The 16,359-nt window shown below is 47.1% G+C and carries 14 protein-coding genes; 5 read left to right on the top strand and 9 right to left on the bottom strand.

Annotated features, from left to right (window positions below; all coding sequences use genetic code 11):
- Positions 1-81 precede the first annotated feature (81 nt).
- A complete protein-coding gene (locus tag ACJJJA_RS21620) occupies positions 82-969 on the top strand; it encodes an SPFH domain-containing protein (RefSeq protein WP_444903347.1) in 888 nt (295 codons plus the stop codon).
- 271 nt (positions 970-1,240) lie between these two features.
- On the opposite strand, the gene ACJJJA_RS21615 is transcribed toward ACJJJA_RS21620, so the two are convergent.
- The 3 genes from ACJJJA_RS21615 to ACJJJA_RS21605 form a co-directional block, all read right to left on the bottom strand.
- A complete protein-coding gene (locus tag ACJJJA_RS21615) occupies positions 1,241-2,743 on the bottom strand; it encodes a S8 family serine peptidase (protein WP_444903346.1) in 1,503 nt (500 codons plus the stop codon).
- 320 nt (positions 2,744-3,063) lie between these two features.
- Positions 3,064-5,883, bottom strand: coding sequence for a M16 family metallopeptidase (locus tag ACJJJA_RS21610; protein ID WP_444903345.1), 2,820 nt, complete (start codon positions 5,881-5,883; stop codon positions 3,064-3,066).
- 332 nt (positions 5,884-6,215) lie between these two features.
- Positions 6,216-6,614 carry a globin domain-containing protein gene (locus ACJJJA_RS21605; protein ID WP_444903344.1) on the bottom strand — a complete coding sequence of 133 codons (399 nt, stop codon included), beginning with the start codon at positions 6,612-6,614 and terminating at the stop codon, positions 6,216-6,218.
- 464 nt (positions 6,615-7,078) lie between these two features.
- Here ACJJJA_RS21605 and ACJJJA_RS21600 point away from each other — a divergent pair, with 464 nt between their 5' ends.
- From ACJJJA_RS21600 to ACJJJA_RS21590, 3 genes are all read left to right on the top strand, one after another.
- The gene (locus ACJJJA_RS21600) at positions 7,079-8,242 is read left to right on the top strand and encodes a phosphoglycerate kinase (protein ID WP_444889171.1); all 1,164 of its coding nucleotides are present in this window, start codon (positions 7,079-7,081) and stop codon (positions 8,240-8,242) included.
- Between the two features lie 88 nt (positions 8,243-8,330).
- Positions 8,331-9,395 (top strand): class II fructose-bisphosphate aldolase, encoded by a 1,065-nt coding sequence (gene fba / locus ACJJJA_RS21595; RefSeq protein ID WP_252083654.1) that lies wholly within the window; start codon positions 8,331-8,333, stop codon positions 9,393-9,395.
- A 119-nt stretch (positions 9,396-9,514) separates the two neighbouring features.
- Positions 9,515-10,495: an alpha/beta hydrolase gene (locus ACJJJA_RS21590; protein ID WP_252083653.1), complete on the top strand. Its 981-nt coding sequence runs from the start codon at positions 9,515-9,517 to the stop codon at positions 10,493-10,495.
- Between the two features lie 719 nt (positions 10,496-11,214).
- On the opposite strand, the gene ACJJJA_RS21585 is transcribed toward ACJJJA_RS21590, so the two are convergent.
- Positions 11,215-11,655: a DUF6326 family protein gene (locus ACJJJA_RS21585; RefSeq protein WP_444903343.1), complete on the bottom strand. Its 441-nt coding sequence runs from the start codon at positions 11,653-11,655 to the stop codon at positions 11,215-11,217.
- 545 nt (positions 11,656-12,200) lie between these two features.
- Between ACJJJA_RS21585 and ACJJJA_RS21580 the strand changes: the two genes are divergently transcribed.
- Entirely contained in the window at positions 12,201-12,581 is a 381-nt protein-coding gene (locus ACJJJA_RS21580; RefSeq protein ID WP_252083651.1) for a VOC family protein, read from the top strand.
- 108 nt (positions 12,582-12,689) lie between these two features.
- On the opposite strand, the gene ACJJJA_RS21575 is transcribed toward ACJJJA_RS21580, so the two are convergent.
- The 5 genes from ACJJJA_RS21575 to ACJJJA_RS21555 all read right to left on the bottom strand — a co-directional run bounded on the left by ACJJJA_RS21575 (position 12,690) and on the right by ACJJJA_RS21555 (position 16,315).
- The gene (locus ACJJJA_RS21575) at positions 12,690-13,139 is read right to left on the bottom strand and encodes a cupin domain-containing protein (RefSeq protein WP_252083650.1); all 450 of its coding nucleotides are present in this window, start codon (positions 13,137-13,139) and stop codon (positions 12,690-12,692) included.
- Positions 13,140-13,164: 25 nt separating this feature from the next.
- Entirely contained in the window at positions 13,165-14,316 is a 1,152-nt protein-coding gene (locus tag ACJJJA_RS21570) for an MBL fold metallo-hydrolase (protein WP_444903342.1), read from the bottom strand.
- A 143-nt stretch (positions 14,317-14,459) separates the two neighbouring features.
- Positions 14,460-14,792, bottom strand: a complete 333-nt coding sequence (locus ACJJJA_RS21565) for a LytR/AlgR family response regulator transcription factor (RefSeq protein WP_444903341.1) — start codon at positions 14,790-14,792, stop codon at positions 14,460-14,462.
- 27 nt (positions 14,793-14,819) lie between these two features.
- Complete coding sequence (locus ACJJJA_RS21560) at positions 14,820-15,242, bottom strand: LytR/AlgR family response regulator transcription factor (protein WP_444903340.1); 423 nt, start codon at positions 15,240-15,242, stop codon at positions 14,820-14,822.
- Positions 15,239-16,315: a sensor histidine kinase gene (locus ACJJJA_RS21555; protein WP_444903339.1), complete on the bottom strand. Its 1,077-nt coding sequence runs from the start codon at positions 16,313-16,315 to the stop codon at positions 15,239-15,241. Before ACJJJA_RS21555 ends, ACJJJA_RS21560 begins: the two co-directional genes overlap by 4 nt.
- Positions 16,316-16,359: the final 44 nt, after the last annotated feature.

The following is a 16,359-nucleotide window of genomic DNA, read 5'->3' as shown; positions in this document are numbered from 1 at the left end:
ATCATCTTTCACTTAATTTCTCTGTCTTGTTGTATGTGAGTAAATACAATATCTTGTTTTTTTCATTGATTGGTGTTGAAAATGCGTTTTATTTCAGTTGCGGGCCTGGCGGCTTCCCTTTTTATGTTGTCCGCTTGTGGTGAGCGGGTAGAAGTGCCGCCTGCACATGTTGGCAAGGTGTTAACGGAGAGTGGCTACAAGCCCGAAGTGGTACCACCTTCCAAGTTTCGCTTGGATATGTGTATGTTTTATTGTGACAAATTGGTCACAATGACAATTGCAGACTTTGGTCATTTGGAAAAATTTAAAGTCTTTATGCCCAAAGATCAGCTTAATATGAGCTTTGATGTACGTATGACCGGTGCCATCAGTAGAGAGGCTATCGATAGTGTTTTCGACCGTATTCCGCCTGACAATGACAATATTTCGGTAAATCGCGTTTATGGTACTTATGCACAGCCGGTAATTAGAGATGTGGTACGCCGTGTTGTAGCCAAGTACTCCATCAATGAGATTGCTTCAAGCCGGGAGTCTCTGAGCCACGAGCTGTTCAATGAGGTATCCAAAGCCCTAAAAGGCACACCCATAGAGATTAAGCGTTTGGGACTTGCGGATATCCAATTTCCTAAGGTCATCACTCAGGCTAAAGAGCGTGCGGCCGAGCGACGTGAACTCATAGAGCAGGAAAAGGCTCAATTTCAGATTCAGAAGATACAGATGGAGCGCGATTTGGAGAGGGAAAAAATGAATCGTGCCATTGCCCGTGAAAAAGCGATTGGACAGAAAGAGGTCAATGATCTGCTTGCCAAATCGGTGACGGATAAATATCTGGCTTATAGAACCTTGGAAGTCCTCGATAAAATGGCTGAGTCAAACAACAAGGTATTTTTGCCTGTAGAGGCATTGGGGACCATCGGCATGCAACACGCGGTCCTTAATGATCAAGTAAAGCAGGTGGCTGGTAAATAGTGTTTGCAGATAAAGGCTGGAAGCAACTTCTGACCTTTTATAACCTGGCGAGCAGATTTTTGTTGGGGAAATTGGATACTTATAAAATATTAAACATTATGTAAGTATTTAGAGCTTCTATTTCTGGAAAGCTATAGCTCAGAGCACACTTGGCTGTTCCCGCAATAACAGGCCATATTATTTTAGCTGCTGACTGCTAATTTTAATCAGAGGATAAATCCTTCCCAAAGGGGGAGCAATAGGCCCCCCATCTGAGAAGGTTCAATCAGAATTACATGGAGCCGGTGCAACCATTGGCCGCCAGGTAATCAAATGCGGCTTTGGCTTGAACCAAGCCATAACCATAGGCATTGTCACGGCCTGCATCACCCAGATCCTCTGCCGTAGCATGCAGGGCTATGCGAATTTCGCTGTTGCTACAGTTCGGGTAGTGGCTCCAAACCAGAGCAGCTACACCAGCAACATGTGGGGTCGCCATGGAGGTGCCATTAAAGTAGGCGTAATCCTGTGCTTCGGTCTCGATAGTGGCACTGGCACCCAGCTGGGTTAATAAAGCGCTGCCATCCGCATCGGAAATACCTACGGAAGGAATATGAGTCTCCACGCCACCATGGGTACCGTAAAGCATTCCGGGTACGTTGTTGTAGATGATCGCTCCAACACCACCACCGGCTTCGCAGTTCAGAACTTTATCAGCAAAGCTGATATTGCCACGTTGAATTAAACAGATTTTACCTGCTGCGCTTACGCAGGCAGATTCAGCGGTACCACAATCTTCCAAGGCTCCGGTAATCGTCCCAATAGGAGTACCAGTCATAGCAGCAGCTTCGACTTCAGCCCCTGCTACTTCCAGGGTGGCTGCCTGGCCGCTGCCAGTGGGGATGGAGGACAATACCTGCACGCCAGGCCCGGCGAGTTCAACCTGATTGGTTTGCTGGGAGAAACCTGCGATGTTTTTGTTGCTGTCGATCGCTGCTACGGAGACAACGGAGTTGTAAGAGGCAGGGTAGTTATGACGGGTATTGCCATCATTACCAGCGGCGGCAATTGAGAGAATGCCGCGTTTATTGAGATTGTCGAAACCGCGTCTCTCAAAGAAGCTGGCTCTGTCACCACCGAGGCTCATATTAATTACATTTGCACCATTCGCTGCACAATCTTCTGCAGCGGCAATCAGGGATGAAGAGTAAGCCCAGCCATCAGCACCAAATACTTTGACGATGTGCAGATTGATATTGCTGTTAGGCATTACCCCCACAACGCCAGCGTTATTATTCATGGCGGCAATAGTGCCGGCTACATGGGTACCATGGCCATTTTGATCTTCATACCAGTTGCCAGTACCCTCTGGATCGTTACTACCAGTAACGGCATTGCCTGACAGGTCTTCGTGGGCCAGGTCGTAACCGGAATCAATGATACATACGGTGCGGTTGCCAGCTTGTAAATCGCTGAGCTGGTCTGCCTGCACCATAGTGATACCGTAAGGTACTTCCTGAGACAGTGGATAACGTTTCAGATCCTCTTCAATAAAGGCGACATTGGGGTTCCTGCGTAGTGCCATTAATGCTTTTGCCGGCAGGTGTGCAGCCATAGCGTTATGGTTGCGAACGTCAAGCGCTTTACGGCCGCCGTTTTGCTGAACCAGAGACCTGACGGACTCCCCCTTGCCTTCTTTGAATGTAACGATATAGCGCTTGTCTTCGGCAGTGGCAGATGTCGCTAGGCTTAATGCCAGGGCGCCGCTGGCAAATATCGAAAGGGCCTTTTTCATGAGTTACTCCTTAACAGATATTATTTTATTTTTGGGGAAAGGAAATCCTTACGGGAAGCAAATCCCGCCTTTCCCCGTCATGAAAAATAACAACCTTTTAGTTTTTGAGGAATCAAAAACGTGTTTTTTATTTAAAAAAATATATTTTTAATAGCTGGTTAAAAATTGGCGGTTTTTTCATTGAAAGGTTTTCATTTGAAAACGTTTCTTTACGGCGGGTATAAAAATAAAAAATAATACTTAAGTATTTAAGTTTAGTTTTAAAGGTGTGTGAATTAGAAGCCAGGCACACTTTTGTGTGCCTGGTCAGTATTAGGGGGCTAGTTCAGGGTTGTTTTTTCTATCGGATTGCCATTGGTGTCGAGTTCAATAATCTGACCAATGTTAAGTTCAAGAATACCGTTTTCTATTTTGCTTTTATCACCAACAATCACCCAGATAAACTGATCTGGCTTGATAGTGTCCTGGGCCAATTTGTGTATTGCCTGCAGGTTTACATTGCGGATTTTTTCTGCATAGCTATCCATATAATCCAGAGGTCGGTCATAAGTGATTATGCTCGAAACTGCACTGGAAACAGCTTTAATGGTTTCAAAGCTACCTGGTAACTCATTGACACTTTTATTTTTTACTTTTTGCAACTCGTTTTCCTGAGCTGGTTTGTTGCTGATATAACTGCGCAACTCAGTCTGCAGTTCTAGCAGGGATTCTCTGGTTTTATCTGTTTGTACCGGTGCATAGATCATTAATGGCTGCTGGCCTTTCGCTCCCGTTAAAAAGGAATAAGCCCCATAAGCCCAATGCTTATCTTCGCGCAGGTTCATATTTAGGCGAGCGGTGAATGTGCCGCCAAAAATATCATTCATCATATGCATCGCATCGCGCTCAGCAATCTTTTCGGAGGGCGCCAGCAAGCCGCCAATAATAATACTTTGTTCTGCGTCAGGCTTGTTAATTAGATAGACACTGGCTTTTTGAGGATGTGCTACTCGTGTAAGGTTTTTCTGGGGCAGGGGACTTTCTGGTGCGCTCCAATCGGCAAAATGCTGTTCCAATTTCTGTGTTAATACCTCGAGGGTGATATCACCAACAGCAACTAGGGTGGCATTGTCTGGGCGCAGCCAAGTTTTATGGTAGTCCACCAAGTCATCACGATTTAATGACTCTATAGAAGTCTCTGTACCGGAGCCGGTAAATGGTACGCCGTAGGCATGGCCCTCTCCATAAAGTAATGGCGGTAAGCTGCGTAACGCCATTTGTACTGGACGAGTTTTTTCTTGTTGAATAGCAGCGATCCAGCGCGACCGTTTACGTTCAATTTCCTCTTCTGAGAAAGCCGGGTGCATAACAATGTCGGCGAATAGCGCTAGGGAATCATCTAAGTTGGTTTTCAAGGCATTGAGGCGCACGGTAGAAGTGTCGATGTCGGCTCCTGCGCCAATATGAGCACCCAGTATTTCCTCTCTCGCACTGATCTGCAGTGCATCCAGTTTGCTGGTGCCCTCTTTCAGCATGGACATCGCATAGCTGGATGTGCCCAATTTGTTGCCTTGATCTGCGGCATATCCGGCATCAAACTGCAGGCGTAGATCCACGACAGGTACAGAGTTTCGTTCAGCCAGGACTACTTTAAGTCCGTTAGAAAGCTCGGCTGTTTGTAGCTTGGGGAAGGGTACACTGGGGAAATTGCCCGTCTCAGGTAGTTTGCTGCGGTCAGCCCCGCTTTTGGTTGCTTTGTATTCGGGGAAGGGCAGAACCTCAAGATTGTAATCACCACTGGACAACCATTTCTGTGCAGCTTCACGAACCTTTTGTGGGGTGATTTTTTGTTTCTCACTCAGTGCATCCAGATAGGCATTGGGGCTGCTTTTATAGAGTTCGCCACGGGCAAGGAGTACCCCTTTACCGCTCCAGCCTCCGACTTGCTCGAGGCTGCGCACCATTGAGGCGTATTCGCTCATATTTACCCTGGCCAGCTCCTCCTCGGTTGGCCCTTCGGCAAGGAATTTCTCCAGCTCTTCCTCAATGGCGGCCTCCACCTTAGCAGGCGCTACACCGGGCTTGACGTCTGCGGTAATAGGGAAGATGGAGGAGAGTTCGAATTCATGCAGGCCCACGCTGATATTGGTAGCGATTTGGTCCTTGTAAACCAGACGCTTATACAGGCGTGAATTCTTGCCGTCACCGAGCACTGCCGCGGCCAGAGCAATAGCATTGGCGTCTTCGTGGGTGAGGTTGGGAGTATTCCAGACTTTATACAGGCGGGGCTGGGCTACGCGGTCGAACATTTGCTCGCGGCTGGATTGATCCCGTTTTGCAATCCAGGCCTTTTTCTTTATTAGGGGAGGGCCGGCGGGGATATCGCCAAAGTAGTGGCTCACTTTAGCCTTGGCCGTTTCCACGTCGATATCGCCAGCTAGGACCAATACGGTATTAGCTGCACCATAGTATTGTTTGAACCATTCATGCACATCCTCAAGGGTTGCGGCATTGAGGTCTTCCATCGAGCCGATGGTGGTCCAGGAGTAGGGATGATTGGCGGGAAAGATCGCTTTTTGCATACGCTCCCAAACTTTGCCGTAGGGTTGGTTTTGCCCTTGGCGCTTTTCATTCTGTACCACCCCGCGTTGCTCATCGAGCTTTTCCTGGGTAATCACTCCCAGTAAGTGGCCCATTCGATCGGATTCCATCCAAAGGGCCATGTCCAGTGCGTTGGTCGGTACAGTTTCAAAGTAATTGGTACGGTCTAGCCAGGTAGTGCCGTTCATTCCTGTGGCACCGGCCTGCTCAAAAGGTTTGAAATACTCATCGTTGTAATTTTCTGAGCCGCTGAACATCAAGTGCTCAAATAAATGGGCAAAGCCTGTGCGCCCAGGTTTTTCATCCTTGGAACCAACGTGATACCAGACTCCCACGGAAACAATGGGAGCTTTGCGATCTTCATGAACGATAACGCGCAGGCCATTCGGCAGGGTAAATTTCTCGAAATTGATGGAAAGCGGAGCTGTAGCACTTGCTGTGGAGGTTAATGCTGAGCTGAGAGAGTTTTGTTCGTGATTATTATTTTCTGGTGCTTTTCCGCAGGCAGATATAGCCAGAATCAGTGTCAGGGGTACACTGTACTTTCGTACAATTTTCATAGTATTTCCTTGTCGAATAATCCTAATAATCGGTATTGGGGGCGCTTTTGAGTGGCAGGCAATTAACGCTGAGTCTCTTATGAGTTTCTTATTATAAAATTTTTTCTGAAAACAGATTGGCTAATTGTTTGCTGCTTTCTCCATGAATACGACACTAGTTCATGGAGGAGTTACCTGTGCAATACGATCTAAAGAGTTAGTGGGTCTGCTGTAGACCTATATTGATGCACGATGAATTGAGCTTTATTACTGAGTTCTTATAGCGGGCGAGGGAGCACCTGGCAAATACGCTGCTTTACGCGTAGGTGGCTCCCAATAAAAAGCCTAATGACTTAGTAGGCTTGGCGAATGATATCGATTCCTGGTGTGATGGCACGGTTCCATGCCGCTTCGATCTCAGGGGAGAACGCACTGTCATGTTGGCGTAGGGTGGCTATCAGGGCATCCAGCCACAGGCGGTACCATTCTGGGCGAATATTATAGCCAGTGCGGTCGTGGCTTTTACCCAGGGCGCGCAGCTTGGTGTCAGACAAACCACGGGAGTAAAGCACTAATTGCATAATGCCGTTACGCAACAAATGCCGCTGGGCCTTCATATCTGTATTGGCAAACAGATTGCGAATATCCGCGGAGCTGCCCATAAAGCGATCGTAAAAGTCCTTAAAGAATTCCTCATTGTTGCAGCAGCGTCCGTAACTTTGAAAGACTATATCGCTGTCGGATTGTTCCATAGGTAAGAAATCTCCATATGTGCCCCGCCGCTACCGTGGTATACGCCGGGTCTTGTGTAGTAGTGCTTATTCGATGGGGTCGGCGATTCTAGCGGTGTGGCTTTTCAGCGAAAAGAACTTTTGCATCAATGGCTTACAGAGCAGAGAGGCAAGAGAACACGAGTCGTAAGGGTGAGGCTGGATCTCTCAAGCCATAGGTTCTAGTTGAGTCTTTCGTGCAGCTTCTCTGCCAAATACCTAGCTCGCGTATGGAGTTAGGAGTTTATATGAGCGCGGCTATAAGTTTGGCATTAGGTGTCTACAGGTGCTTCTGCCAAACAGGCTTAGAGTGAATTTCGATCTTTTCTGGCTCTGACATTAAAACTGCCATGTTTTTCCTTGTTTAACTGTCGGCAGTGGTGCGGCGCAGTTGATATACTCCGCGCCCACAATTTCAGTTAATCGAAGTAGAAGAGGATTGGCGAATGGCGGTCAAATTGATGACAGATCTGGAGCTTGCGGGTAAGCGCCTACTAATTCGCGAGGACTTGAATGTACCGGTGAAAGATGGCCGGGTAACTTCTGACGCCCGTATTCGCGCGGCGCTTCCCACTATCCAGGCCGCCATTGATGCTGGTGCCAAAGTACTGCTGATGTCCCACTTGGGCCGTCCTACAGAGGGGGAGTATGCGGATGAATTCTCCCTGGCTCCGGTAGCTGCGCATTTAAGTGAACTACTCGGTCGCGAAGTGGCCCTGATCAAAGAGTGGCGCGATGGCGTCGAGCTGGCTGAGGGCGATGTGGCGTTGCTGGAGAACGTGCGTTTCAATGCCGGCGAGAAAAAAGACAGCGAAGAGCTGGCTAAAGCTTACGCGTCACTCTGCGATATTTTTGTAATGGATGCCTTTGGCACTGCGCACCGCGCTCAGGCTTCCACACACGGTGTGGCCAAGTTTGCTCCAGTCGCTTGCGCCGGTCCATTACTGGCAGCCGAACTTGATGCTCTGGAGAAGGCACTGGCCGAGCCAGCCCGCCCATTGGTAGCGATAGTGGGTGGTTCTAAAGTGTCTACCAAGCTCACCGTATTGGAGAGTCTGGCGGATAAAGTAGACCAGCTGATTGTGGGTGGTGGTATCGCCAATACTTTCCTTGCCGCTAGCGGCAAGCCGGTGGGCAAGTCTCTCTGTGAGCACGACTTGGTGGATACCGCTAAGAGTTTGATGCAGAAGTGCGATATTCCTGTGCCCGTTGATGTTGTGACCGGTAAGGAATTCAGCGAAGCAGCTGTAGCGGAAACCAAGGCCGCCGATGCCGTGGCTGAAGACGATATGATTTTTGATATTGGTCCACAATCTTCTGCAATGCTGGCGGAGATTCTTAAGGGCGCGAAAACCATTATCTGGAATGGCCCTGTAGGCGTATTCGAATTCGATCAGTTTGGCGCTGGCACTGAACATCTGTCTAAGGCCATTGCCGATAGTGATGCCTTTTCTATTGCCGGCGGCGGCGACACCCTTGCGGCTGTGGATAAATATGGTATTGCCGATAAGGTATCTTATATTTCCACGGGCGGTGGTGCCTTCTTGGAATATGTTGAAGGCAAGAAGCTGCCCGCGGTAGCCATCCTGGAGTCCCGCGGCGAAGACTGAGTACCCAATAATGCCCTCCTCTTAAATGTGGAAGGCAATAAAAGCAAAAAATTACAAATACGACGAGTAGACGAGAAAGGAATTTAATATGGCTCTTATCAGCCTACGCCAATTGCTGGACCACGCTGCCGAGCATGGTTACGGCGTACCGGCCTTCAACGTAAACAATTTGGAACAGATGCGCGCGATTATGGAGGCGGCCAAGGAAACCGACTCCCCAGTTATCGTGCAGGCCTCCGCCGGTGCGCGTAAATACGCCGGTGCGCCCTTCCTGCGTCATCTGATCCTGGCCGCCATTGAGGAATTCCCTGAAATTCCAGTGGTAATGCACCAGGACCACGGCACCAGTCCGGCAGTGTGCCAGCGTTCTATCCAACTGGGTTTCAGCTCCGTGATGATGGATGGTTCCTTGCGTGAGGACGGCAAAACCCCGGCTTCCTACGAATACAACGTTGATGTTACTCAGCGCGCAGTAGATATGGCACACGCCTGTGGTGTTTCTGTTGAGGGTGAACTGGGTTGCCTGGGTTCCCTGGAAACCGGTATGGCCGGTGAAGAGGACGGTGTTGGTGCTGAGGGCAAGCTATCCCATGATCAGCTGCTGACCGATCCGGAAGAGGCTGCGGACTTTGTACAAAAAACTAAGGTGGATGCCCTGGCAATCGCCTGTGGTACCAGCCACGGTGCCTATAAATTTACCCGCCCGCCTACTGGTGACATCCTTGCTATTGACCGTATCAAGGAAATCCACGCGCGTATCCCAGGCACCCACTTGGTGATGCACGGTTCTTCCTCTGTGCCTCAGGAGTGGCTGGCGGTAATCAATGAGTTCGGTGGTGAAATCCCCGAAACTTACGGCGTGCCGGTAGAGCAGATTTGCGAAGGCATCAAGCACGGTGTGCGTAAGGTCAATATTGATACTGACCTGCGTCTCGCCTCCACCGGCGCCACCCGTCGTTTCCTGGCCGAGAACCCGTCAGAATTTGACCCACGCAAATTCTACAAGGCTGCTATGCAAGCTATGAAGGAAATTTGTGTTGCGCGTTACGAAGCCTTCGGTACTGCCGGTCAGGCCAGCAAGATTCGTCCGCTCAGCCTCGATGCCATGAGTGAGCGTTATGCCGCTGGCGATTTGGAACCGCAAATCAAGTAAGCGCTTACTTATTTTGCAGTGAAGAAAGGCGGCCATTGTGTCCGCCTTTTTCATATTTAAGTCACCATTCACTCAGCCAGTCTCTTCCCACCCAGTGAAAATGCAGTACCATTGGTTCAATGGAAACCTTGCAAGACATCAACACCTACGAAAGTAGCCCGGTAATTCAGCGCCCGGACTACTCGGCATTGCGGCAAAAGCTGCCGCAGCTGGACTTTGCCAATGATACGGCACCGTTGCTGACTGAGATGCAAGACTACCGAAATTTTTACGACTTACATTTTCCTCTCTCCTATAAAACCGGTGTCGGCACTTTTACTGCGGCGGGCTTTGAGCTGGTGTCCCAATATTGGCTGGTTGAAAAACCACGCGGTACCTTGTTTATCTGCCATGGTTATTTCGATCACACCGGTATTTATGGACCAGCGATTCGTTTTGGCCTCGAGCGCAATCTCAATGTGGTGATTTTCGATTTTCCTGGTCACGGCCTCTCCAGCGGCGAGCGGGTGGCTATTCAGACTTTCCTGCAATACCGCCAGGTATTTGATCGTCTTTTATCGGTTGCCGAAGGGAAACTACCCAAGCCTTGGCACGCCCTGGGGCAAAGTACTGGTGGTGCCGCCTTATTAGCGCACTTGCAATACAGTCGTAAACAGCCACTAGATAAGGTTTTTCTGTTGGCTCCTCTGGTGCGCCCGGCCAATTGGCTTCTGGTGAAATGGAAGTACTATCTGGGACGCTTGTTTATTAGTGAACCCAGTCGAGAGTTCACGATTAATACCCACGATGCCGAATTCTCCCGGCGCCAGGCCCTGCGCGACCCCCTGCAATCCAGGGTAATTTCCATGTGTTGGCTCGGCGCCATGGTGGATTGGATCAAGACTTTCCCCAAAAGCGCACGCAATCCACGCAAGATCTTGGTGGTACAGGGCACCGGTGATGGCACGGTGGATTGGCGCTATGATATGCGTGCAATTCGCGATCGTTTTCCGCATTGCCACCGAGTATTAATTCGCGGTGCCCGCCACCAAATGATCAATGAAACCCAGCCCTATAGGCATCAGATACTGGCTGCTATGGATGACTGGTTAAATAGATAGGCTAAGAGAGCCTCTCGTTCTCCAGTTTTATCTATGCTAATTTTCCACTGATCTTCTCATATTATTAAATTGAGAGGCTTTATTGAGCTCGGTAATTCTATTGATTGAGCCTTCCATCATATGTTTCATGTTTTTTCAAAGTGAGAGGGAGATTCTTACCAAAGGATTTCTCCGGTAATTAGGGAGGTGAACAAGGGTTAGAAAATGATTGAGGGGGGGTGTCGAGAGAGGCGAATTTCTTTCTCAAGTAATATGTACTTTATTTCAGCCCCTAAGGAAAAATCATAAGTATTTACAATCCTGTGGAATGCCAGCAGTCTACGGACACTATTCCATGGCTGAAAAATTATGATGGATTGTTGTTGGGATCTTGTGGCTTAAACAGAAAGGCCCGTTGTAGGTGTATTTTAATTCTGAAAAAATTGAATGGGTTGTTAATTTTTATAAAGTAATTTTTTTGGAGTTGCACTAAAAAATTTAGTAAGGCCTAAAATATCTGAAGTGAAATATAAGGTTGAAGAAATACCCTGTTTTTGAGAAAAACAACTATATTGGTGATAGTTAAAGTGCTTGTTGATGGCGGTTGTATGTAGGATCTGCCTACTTGACCTGGATCGATATTTTGGGTCCAGGTCAAGCATGTTGAAATCAAGGTATGAAAAGTTTGAGGTGGAATTATATTTTCTATCTTGCGTTCTTATTGATTATTCTGCTTATTATCATGTTTCTTCTTTAGGCCACTTCCAAGCCAGCCAAATAATTACTAACTTAAGAGTGATTTCAATAAAGCCTAGATAAAAATAGAAGTACCATGATGACATGAGCATTGTGGCACCCAAGAATATAATAAATATTGTGGCAACAATTATATTAAGCCATTGGCAAATCTTCGGCTTTAGCATTAAGGTTAGTGCAACCATAATGCATGGTATTGATACTATTATCGCCACTGAAAGCAGTGAACCTTGAGTAACTGCACCGAATGGGCCAAATCCCTCTATAATTCTCTCAATTTTTCCTATCTTGAACAGTCCAAAGAAATCTCCATATATATAACAAAATAATACTGATGCCCACAAAGCAGATATTTTAATTTTCACATTTACATAAGGTTCAGATAAACTGACTGTGGTTTTTCGTGTTTCTTTTTTGTTACTCATGATGTCCTCTAGACTTTATGTACGACTGCTTCTTTACTTGAGTTGGTTTCAATTCTTGGCATACTTTATTTGAGTCATTTTGTTTTCCTAAAAAACGTTATTTGAGTCCTATACATAGAGCATTATCATGCAATAAGGATATTATTAGATGGTGCCATTAACATTGTGTTTTCAGATTAGCCCACATATTCTTCGTCTTCGCTTGCCCTATATGATTTGATGTTGCCTATAACAGCTGATATCGACTTTTCCCCTCTAGCATTTAATCTAAACTTCATCTTCTGATAGTTGATTAATATTTATCCTCTATGCCTCCTTTTGTTCGAGAGTTTATGTTTAGGCTATTAGTGTTGCTATCTGGAGATTGACGGAATGCTGAATGAGAGCGTTGAATGGCAGTATGCAGCGATAAAGTGTTGACCAATTTTTAGTCGGGGTAGATGATAGTCATACTGGAGAAGACGTGGAGTAAGAGGAACTCAGTTATTACTACCTAGATAACCTTACAGGTTGTCTTGTCATTTACTATTGAACAGGAGGGTGTAATGTTTAGTCATATCATGGTTGGTGCTAATGATGTTCAGCGGTCTAAAGCATTTTATGATGCTGTTTTAGGTGCTCTGGGGTATGAGCCAGGTGTTATTGATGAAAAAGGTCGCTGCTTTTACTTCACTAAAACCGGTGTCTTTGCTATTTCCAAGCCTATTGATGGGGAAGTAGCTTCTCATGCCAATGGCGGTACTATAGGTTTTAGTGCAAAGAGTACTGAAGAAGCTGATGCTTGGCATCAAGCAGGTCTTGCTAATGGCGGGGTTGCTTGTGAAGATCCTCCTGGAATACGTGAGGGTGTAGCTGGCAAATTGTATATTGCCTATTTGCGTGATCCTGCAGGAAATAAAATTTGTGCCTTACATCGGGTGGGGTAAAGTTTCTGATTTGATAGAATCGCCAGCCTTAAGTGTGCTGGCGATTCTTGGTGCGCTAACGAGACAGGCTAATGTGAGTAGCCATTAAATTTTATTTTTTATGTTGCCTTAATTTATTTTTTCTTCTGGATTTTTGAAAATGGTTGTTGGTTCCCCTTCAGGGCCAGAGTAGAAAAGAATGATAGTTACTGGTTCACTACCATCGTTGCGACCATAATGCCATTTATTGGTGACCTCAATAAAAGCTTTTCCCTCTCCGAGAGTTAGTGTTTCTTTTTGTCCAGGAAGAACAATAGTCAACGTGCCTTTCTCAATATACACACCGTTTAAAACAGGATGTTTGTGTACTGGCATTTGCTTTCCTGGGGGGATTTTTACGCGAACAATAGTTAGCTCTTGTTGACCCGGTTTCATTTCAGGGAGTTTATGCCCCTCCCAGTCTTTGCTTGAAGCCACTAATTTTTCGAACGTTACACCACCAATATCTGCCTCTCCCTTAGCACTTAAGGGAAGTGTTAGGCAAGCAGATACAAGAATCATAGTTTGAAGAGACTTCATAAGGAGTTTCCATATGATTTTCAGGTTAGAGTTTAGAGCCGCTATTTTCTGTTGATTGCTTATGTTGTATGTCTTGCTTATTTGTGGGTTTTTTACTTGCTTTATTGTTCTTGCTGTCTGATGGATACTCCACCCTACATTGTCCGCGTCCACTATCTGCAAGTGTTATTTTATCTAAGTCATCCATTACTCTGATAGGGCCCGTGTAATAGTTGCTCATGCCGGCAATAAATTCCTTTTTATCGGCTTCCGTTACCGGGGGTGGAATAAGATGAGTCAAAGCTACAGATTTTACTCCAGCTTTAGTTGCCATTTTGGCAATATCCAGGGTGTTAGAGTGATAATGAATGATTTGATCCGCTTTTTCATAGCGAAGTCGTGCCCTGCGATTGTTCCCCGTTTGCTTGAGTTTACTAATGTATTGAGCATAGCTGAGGGCTTCAGAAATTAATAAATCCGCGTCACGTTCAATATTTTCCAGGCCATCGAATACATGGGTATCTCCGGTGATAATGACTTTACAGGGACCGAAACGTATCTCATAGCCAAATGCTGGAAATACGGGTTCATGATGTACGGCAAAGACAGAAACCGTAGTGTTTCCATGGTGCCAGACTTCCTGAATAACTTCCGATTGATCTCCGGCAATATTTATTAGGTGTGGAGTGGCAACAGCTAAAACGGGATCGAGTATCCCTTGTCTATTTGCTGATCTAAAGAGAATATCGGGTCCAAAACTCTTCCTGATCCCCTCCATAATGTTGAAAATACCATAGGGCCCATAAACGTTGATCGGTTTGCTGGCGCCTACAAACCAGGATTCATTAATCACCATTGCCAGCCCCCCAAAATGATCGGAGTGCCAGTGAGTAATAAATATAGGGTCCACTTGAGCCAAGTTAAGATCCAGCTGGCCGATACGCGCTGTCGTACCTTCACCCGCATCAACTAGGAATAATTTTCCACTACTGCGTATTGCTACACAGGCAGGATGGCGCAGCCATTGATAGGCCGGGTCCGGGGTTCCGGTGCCACAGAAGTAAATATGCATCTTGCCATCGTCTTCCACATAGGGAGGATAGTGACGAAGGGATTCAGGTTGTTTGGCTGTCGAATGAGAAGACAGAATTGAGAAGAGTAGAATGGCCAGGAAAAGTTTGGTGAAAACTTTCAGCATTTTTTTGCCAATCGTTGATCTTGGAGATAAACCAAGAGTAAGCCCGGATCTATAAAACTTCCATTTTGTTCATCCCTAGACTTCAGATCTTATCTTTTTAAGTTCTTTTAATTACCGAGGTATAAAACCAGTCTTTGCTTTGGTTACATTTGCTTAAATAAGTGCATATAGCGTCTGCTGACAGGCAAAACTTCCTGGCAATATTTTAAATGTATTTGAGCTGTATCTCCGTCTCGGATGACATGTTGAATGGCTTTAAAGTTAACGACTACTGAGCGATGTACTTGTACGAAATGTTGTGGGTCCAGCTGGGCAGAAAGGTCTTTTAGAGGTGTTTTAATCAGTGCTTCAGATGTCTTCCCATGTGATTCACTCCAGGCTATTAGCGTATATTTTTCATCGGAACGTAAATAGTGGATATCCTCTACCGCGATTAAACGCAGGGTGTTTCCAATAGAGGCTTTAATCCAGCGCAAATAAGTGCTTGGTTGCGTCTTTTGAAACTACTCGGTAATTTGTTCCAACGACTGAAGGCTGTTTCTTACTGAGCTTGTCATTTGCAGGCGTTCTTGCAGACGAGACACGGTGTTGGCTAGTCGGTCGTTTTCCACAGGCTTAACCAGATAATCCAGGGCTTCTTGCTGGAAGGCCTTCACGGCATATTGATCGTAGGCGGTAATAAAGACCAAATGGGCGCGGCGGCCAATTTCCTGTGCTGCCTCAACGCCGGAAATGCCCGGCATTTGGATATCGAGAAAGCAAATATCCGGCTGGTGGAGTTCAAATAACTCTATGGCTTCTCGGCCATTGCGCGCCTCCGCCACAACTTCCAATTCGGGCCATTGGGCGGCAAGTTTGCGAATAAGGGCTTGACGCAGTAGGGGCTCATCATCGGCGACCAGGGCGGTAGCAGTGCACAGTGTCATAGGTGTTGTTTCCTGGCGATAGGGTAGTGGATTTCTGCGAGCATTCCCCGAGGTTGTAGGGCCGATAATTCCAGCGAAGCCGTTTCCCCAAAAATAAGGCGTAAACGTTCTCGCAATGTTGAAAGTCCTGTCCCCATTCCGCTGGTTTTACCTTGCATGCCCACCCCGGTATCTTGAACTTTTACCCTGCACATACCTTTATGTAGGAGTACACGTATTTTTATTTCACCGCCGCTTTCGCTGGGATCTATGCCATGGCGAACGGCATTTTCAACAAGGGTCAATAAGGCCAAAGAAGGGCAGGGTAGTGAGTGAACCTCTTCATCGGCATTGATAGAAAAATGCAGGCGATCGGGCATGCGCATTTTCATCAGGGACAGGTAAGCTTTGACCAGGGACAGTTCTTGGCCAAGAGTGCTCTGGCTTGAATCCAACTGTGGAATGGTTGCACGCAGATAGGTGATCAGGCTGTCCAGTAGTGCTGGTGCCTGTGGAGAGGCGGAATCCACCAACTCGCGCACATTGGCGAGCGTATTAAAAAGGAAGTGTGGCGTTACCTGGGACTGTAACAATCGCAAGCGACTATCCAGTGCCTGCCGCTCCAGTGCGCCCCGCGCACGTTCAAATTGTCTGGCCTGCTCGCGTACTATTTCATCTCGCTGGCGCAATAGGGCGGACATGGCGATCCAGGGGGCAAACAATACACCGGTTACCATAATGGCAAGAAAGCCCAGGTGCTGGTCGTGGTTTTGCCAAAATGAGGGTCCACCTTCTTCTGCTGTGCCCATGTAGACGGTCAGCAAGGCCAAGGGTATGGATAGAGCTACCCCAACAACTTGAAGGGCCCAGCGCGGTAATGATTGCGGTAACTTTTGGGGCCAATGTTCCAACAGTCTGTAAGACAGCAGCGCGGCCAGTGCGGAACTGCTGGTGCGCACCAGCAGTTCTGGATAAGTACCTTTCCAGTAAAGTCCTAGGAGCAGGGTCCAAGCCAGTATGGCGATTAGCACCGTAAGTAACTGCTGCCGGCCAAGCGGCAACTTATCGATTGAAAGTCGAGGGGGTTGGTGCATGGCGGTACTTAATCCTTATCCGTAGCCGCCATTTTCACACACTG

This window comes from Microbulbifer mixtoriginis (SeqCode) (assembly GCF_052466865.1).
The sequence above is the reverse complement of the archived record's forward strand: the minus strand, read 5'-3'. Positions and strand labels throughout refer to the sequence as shown.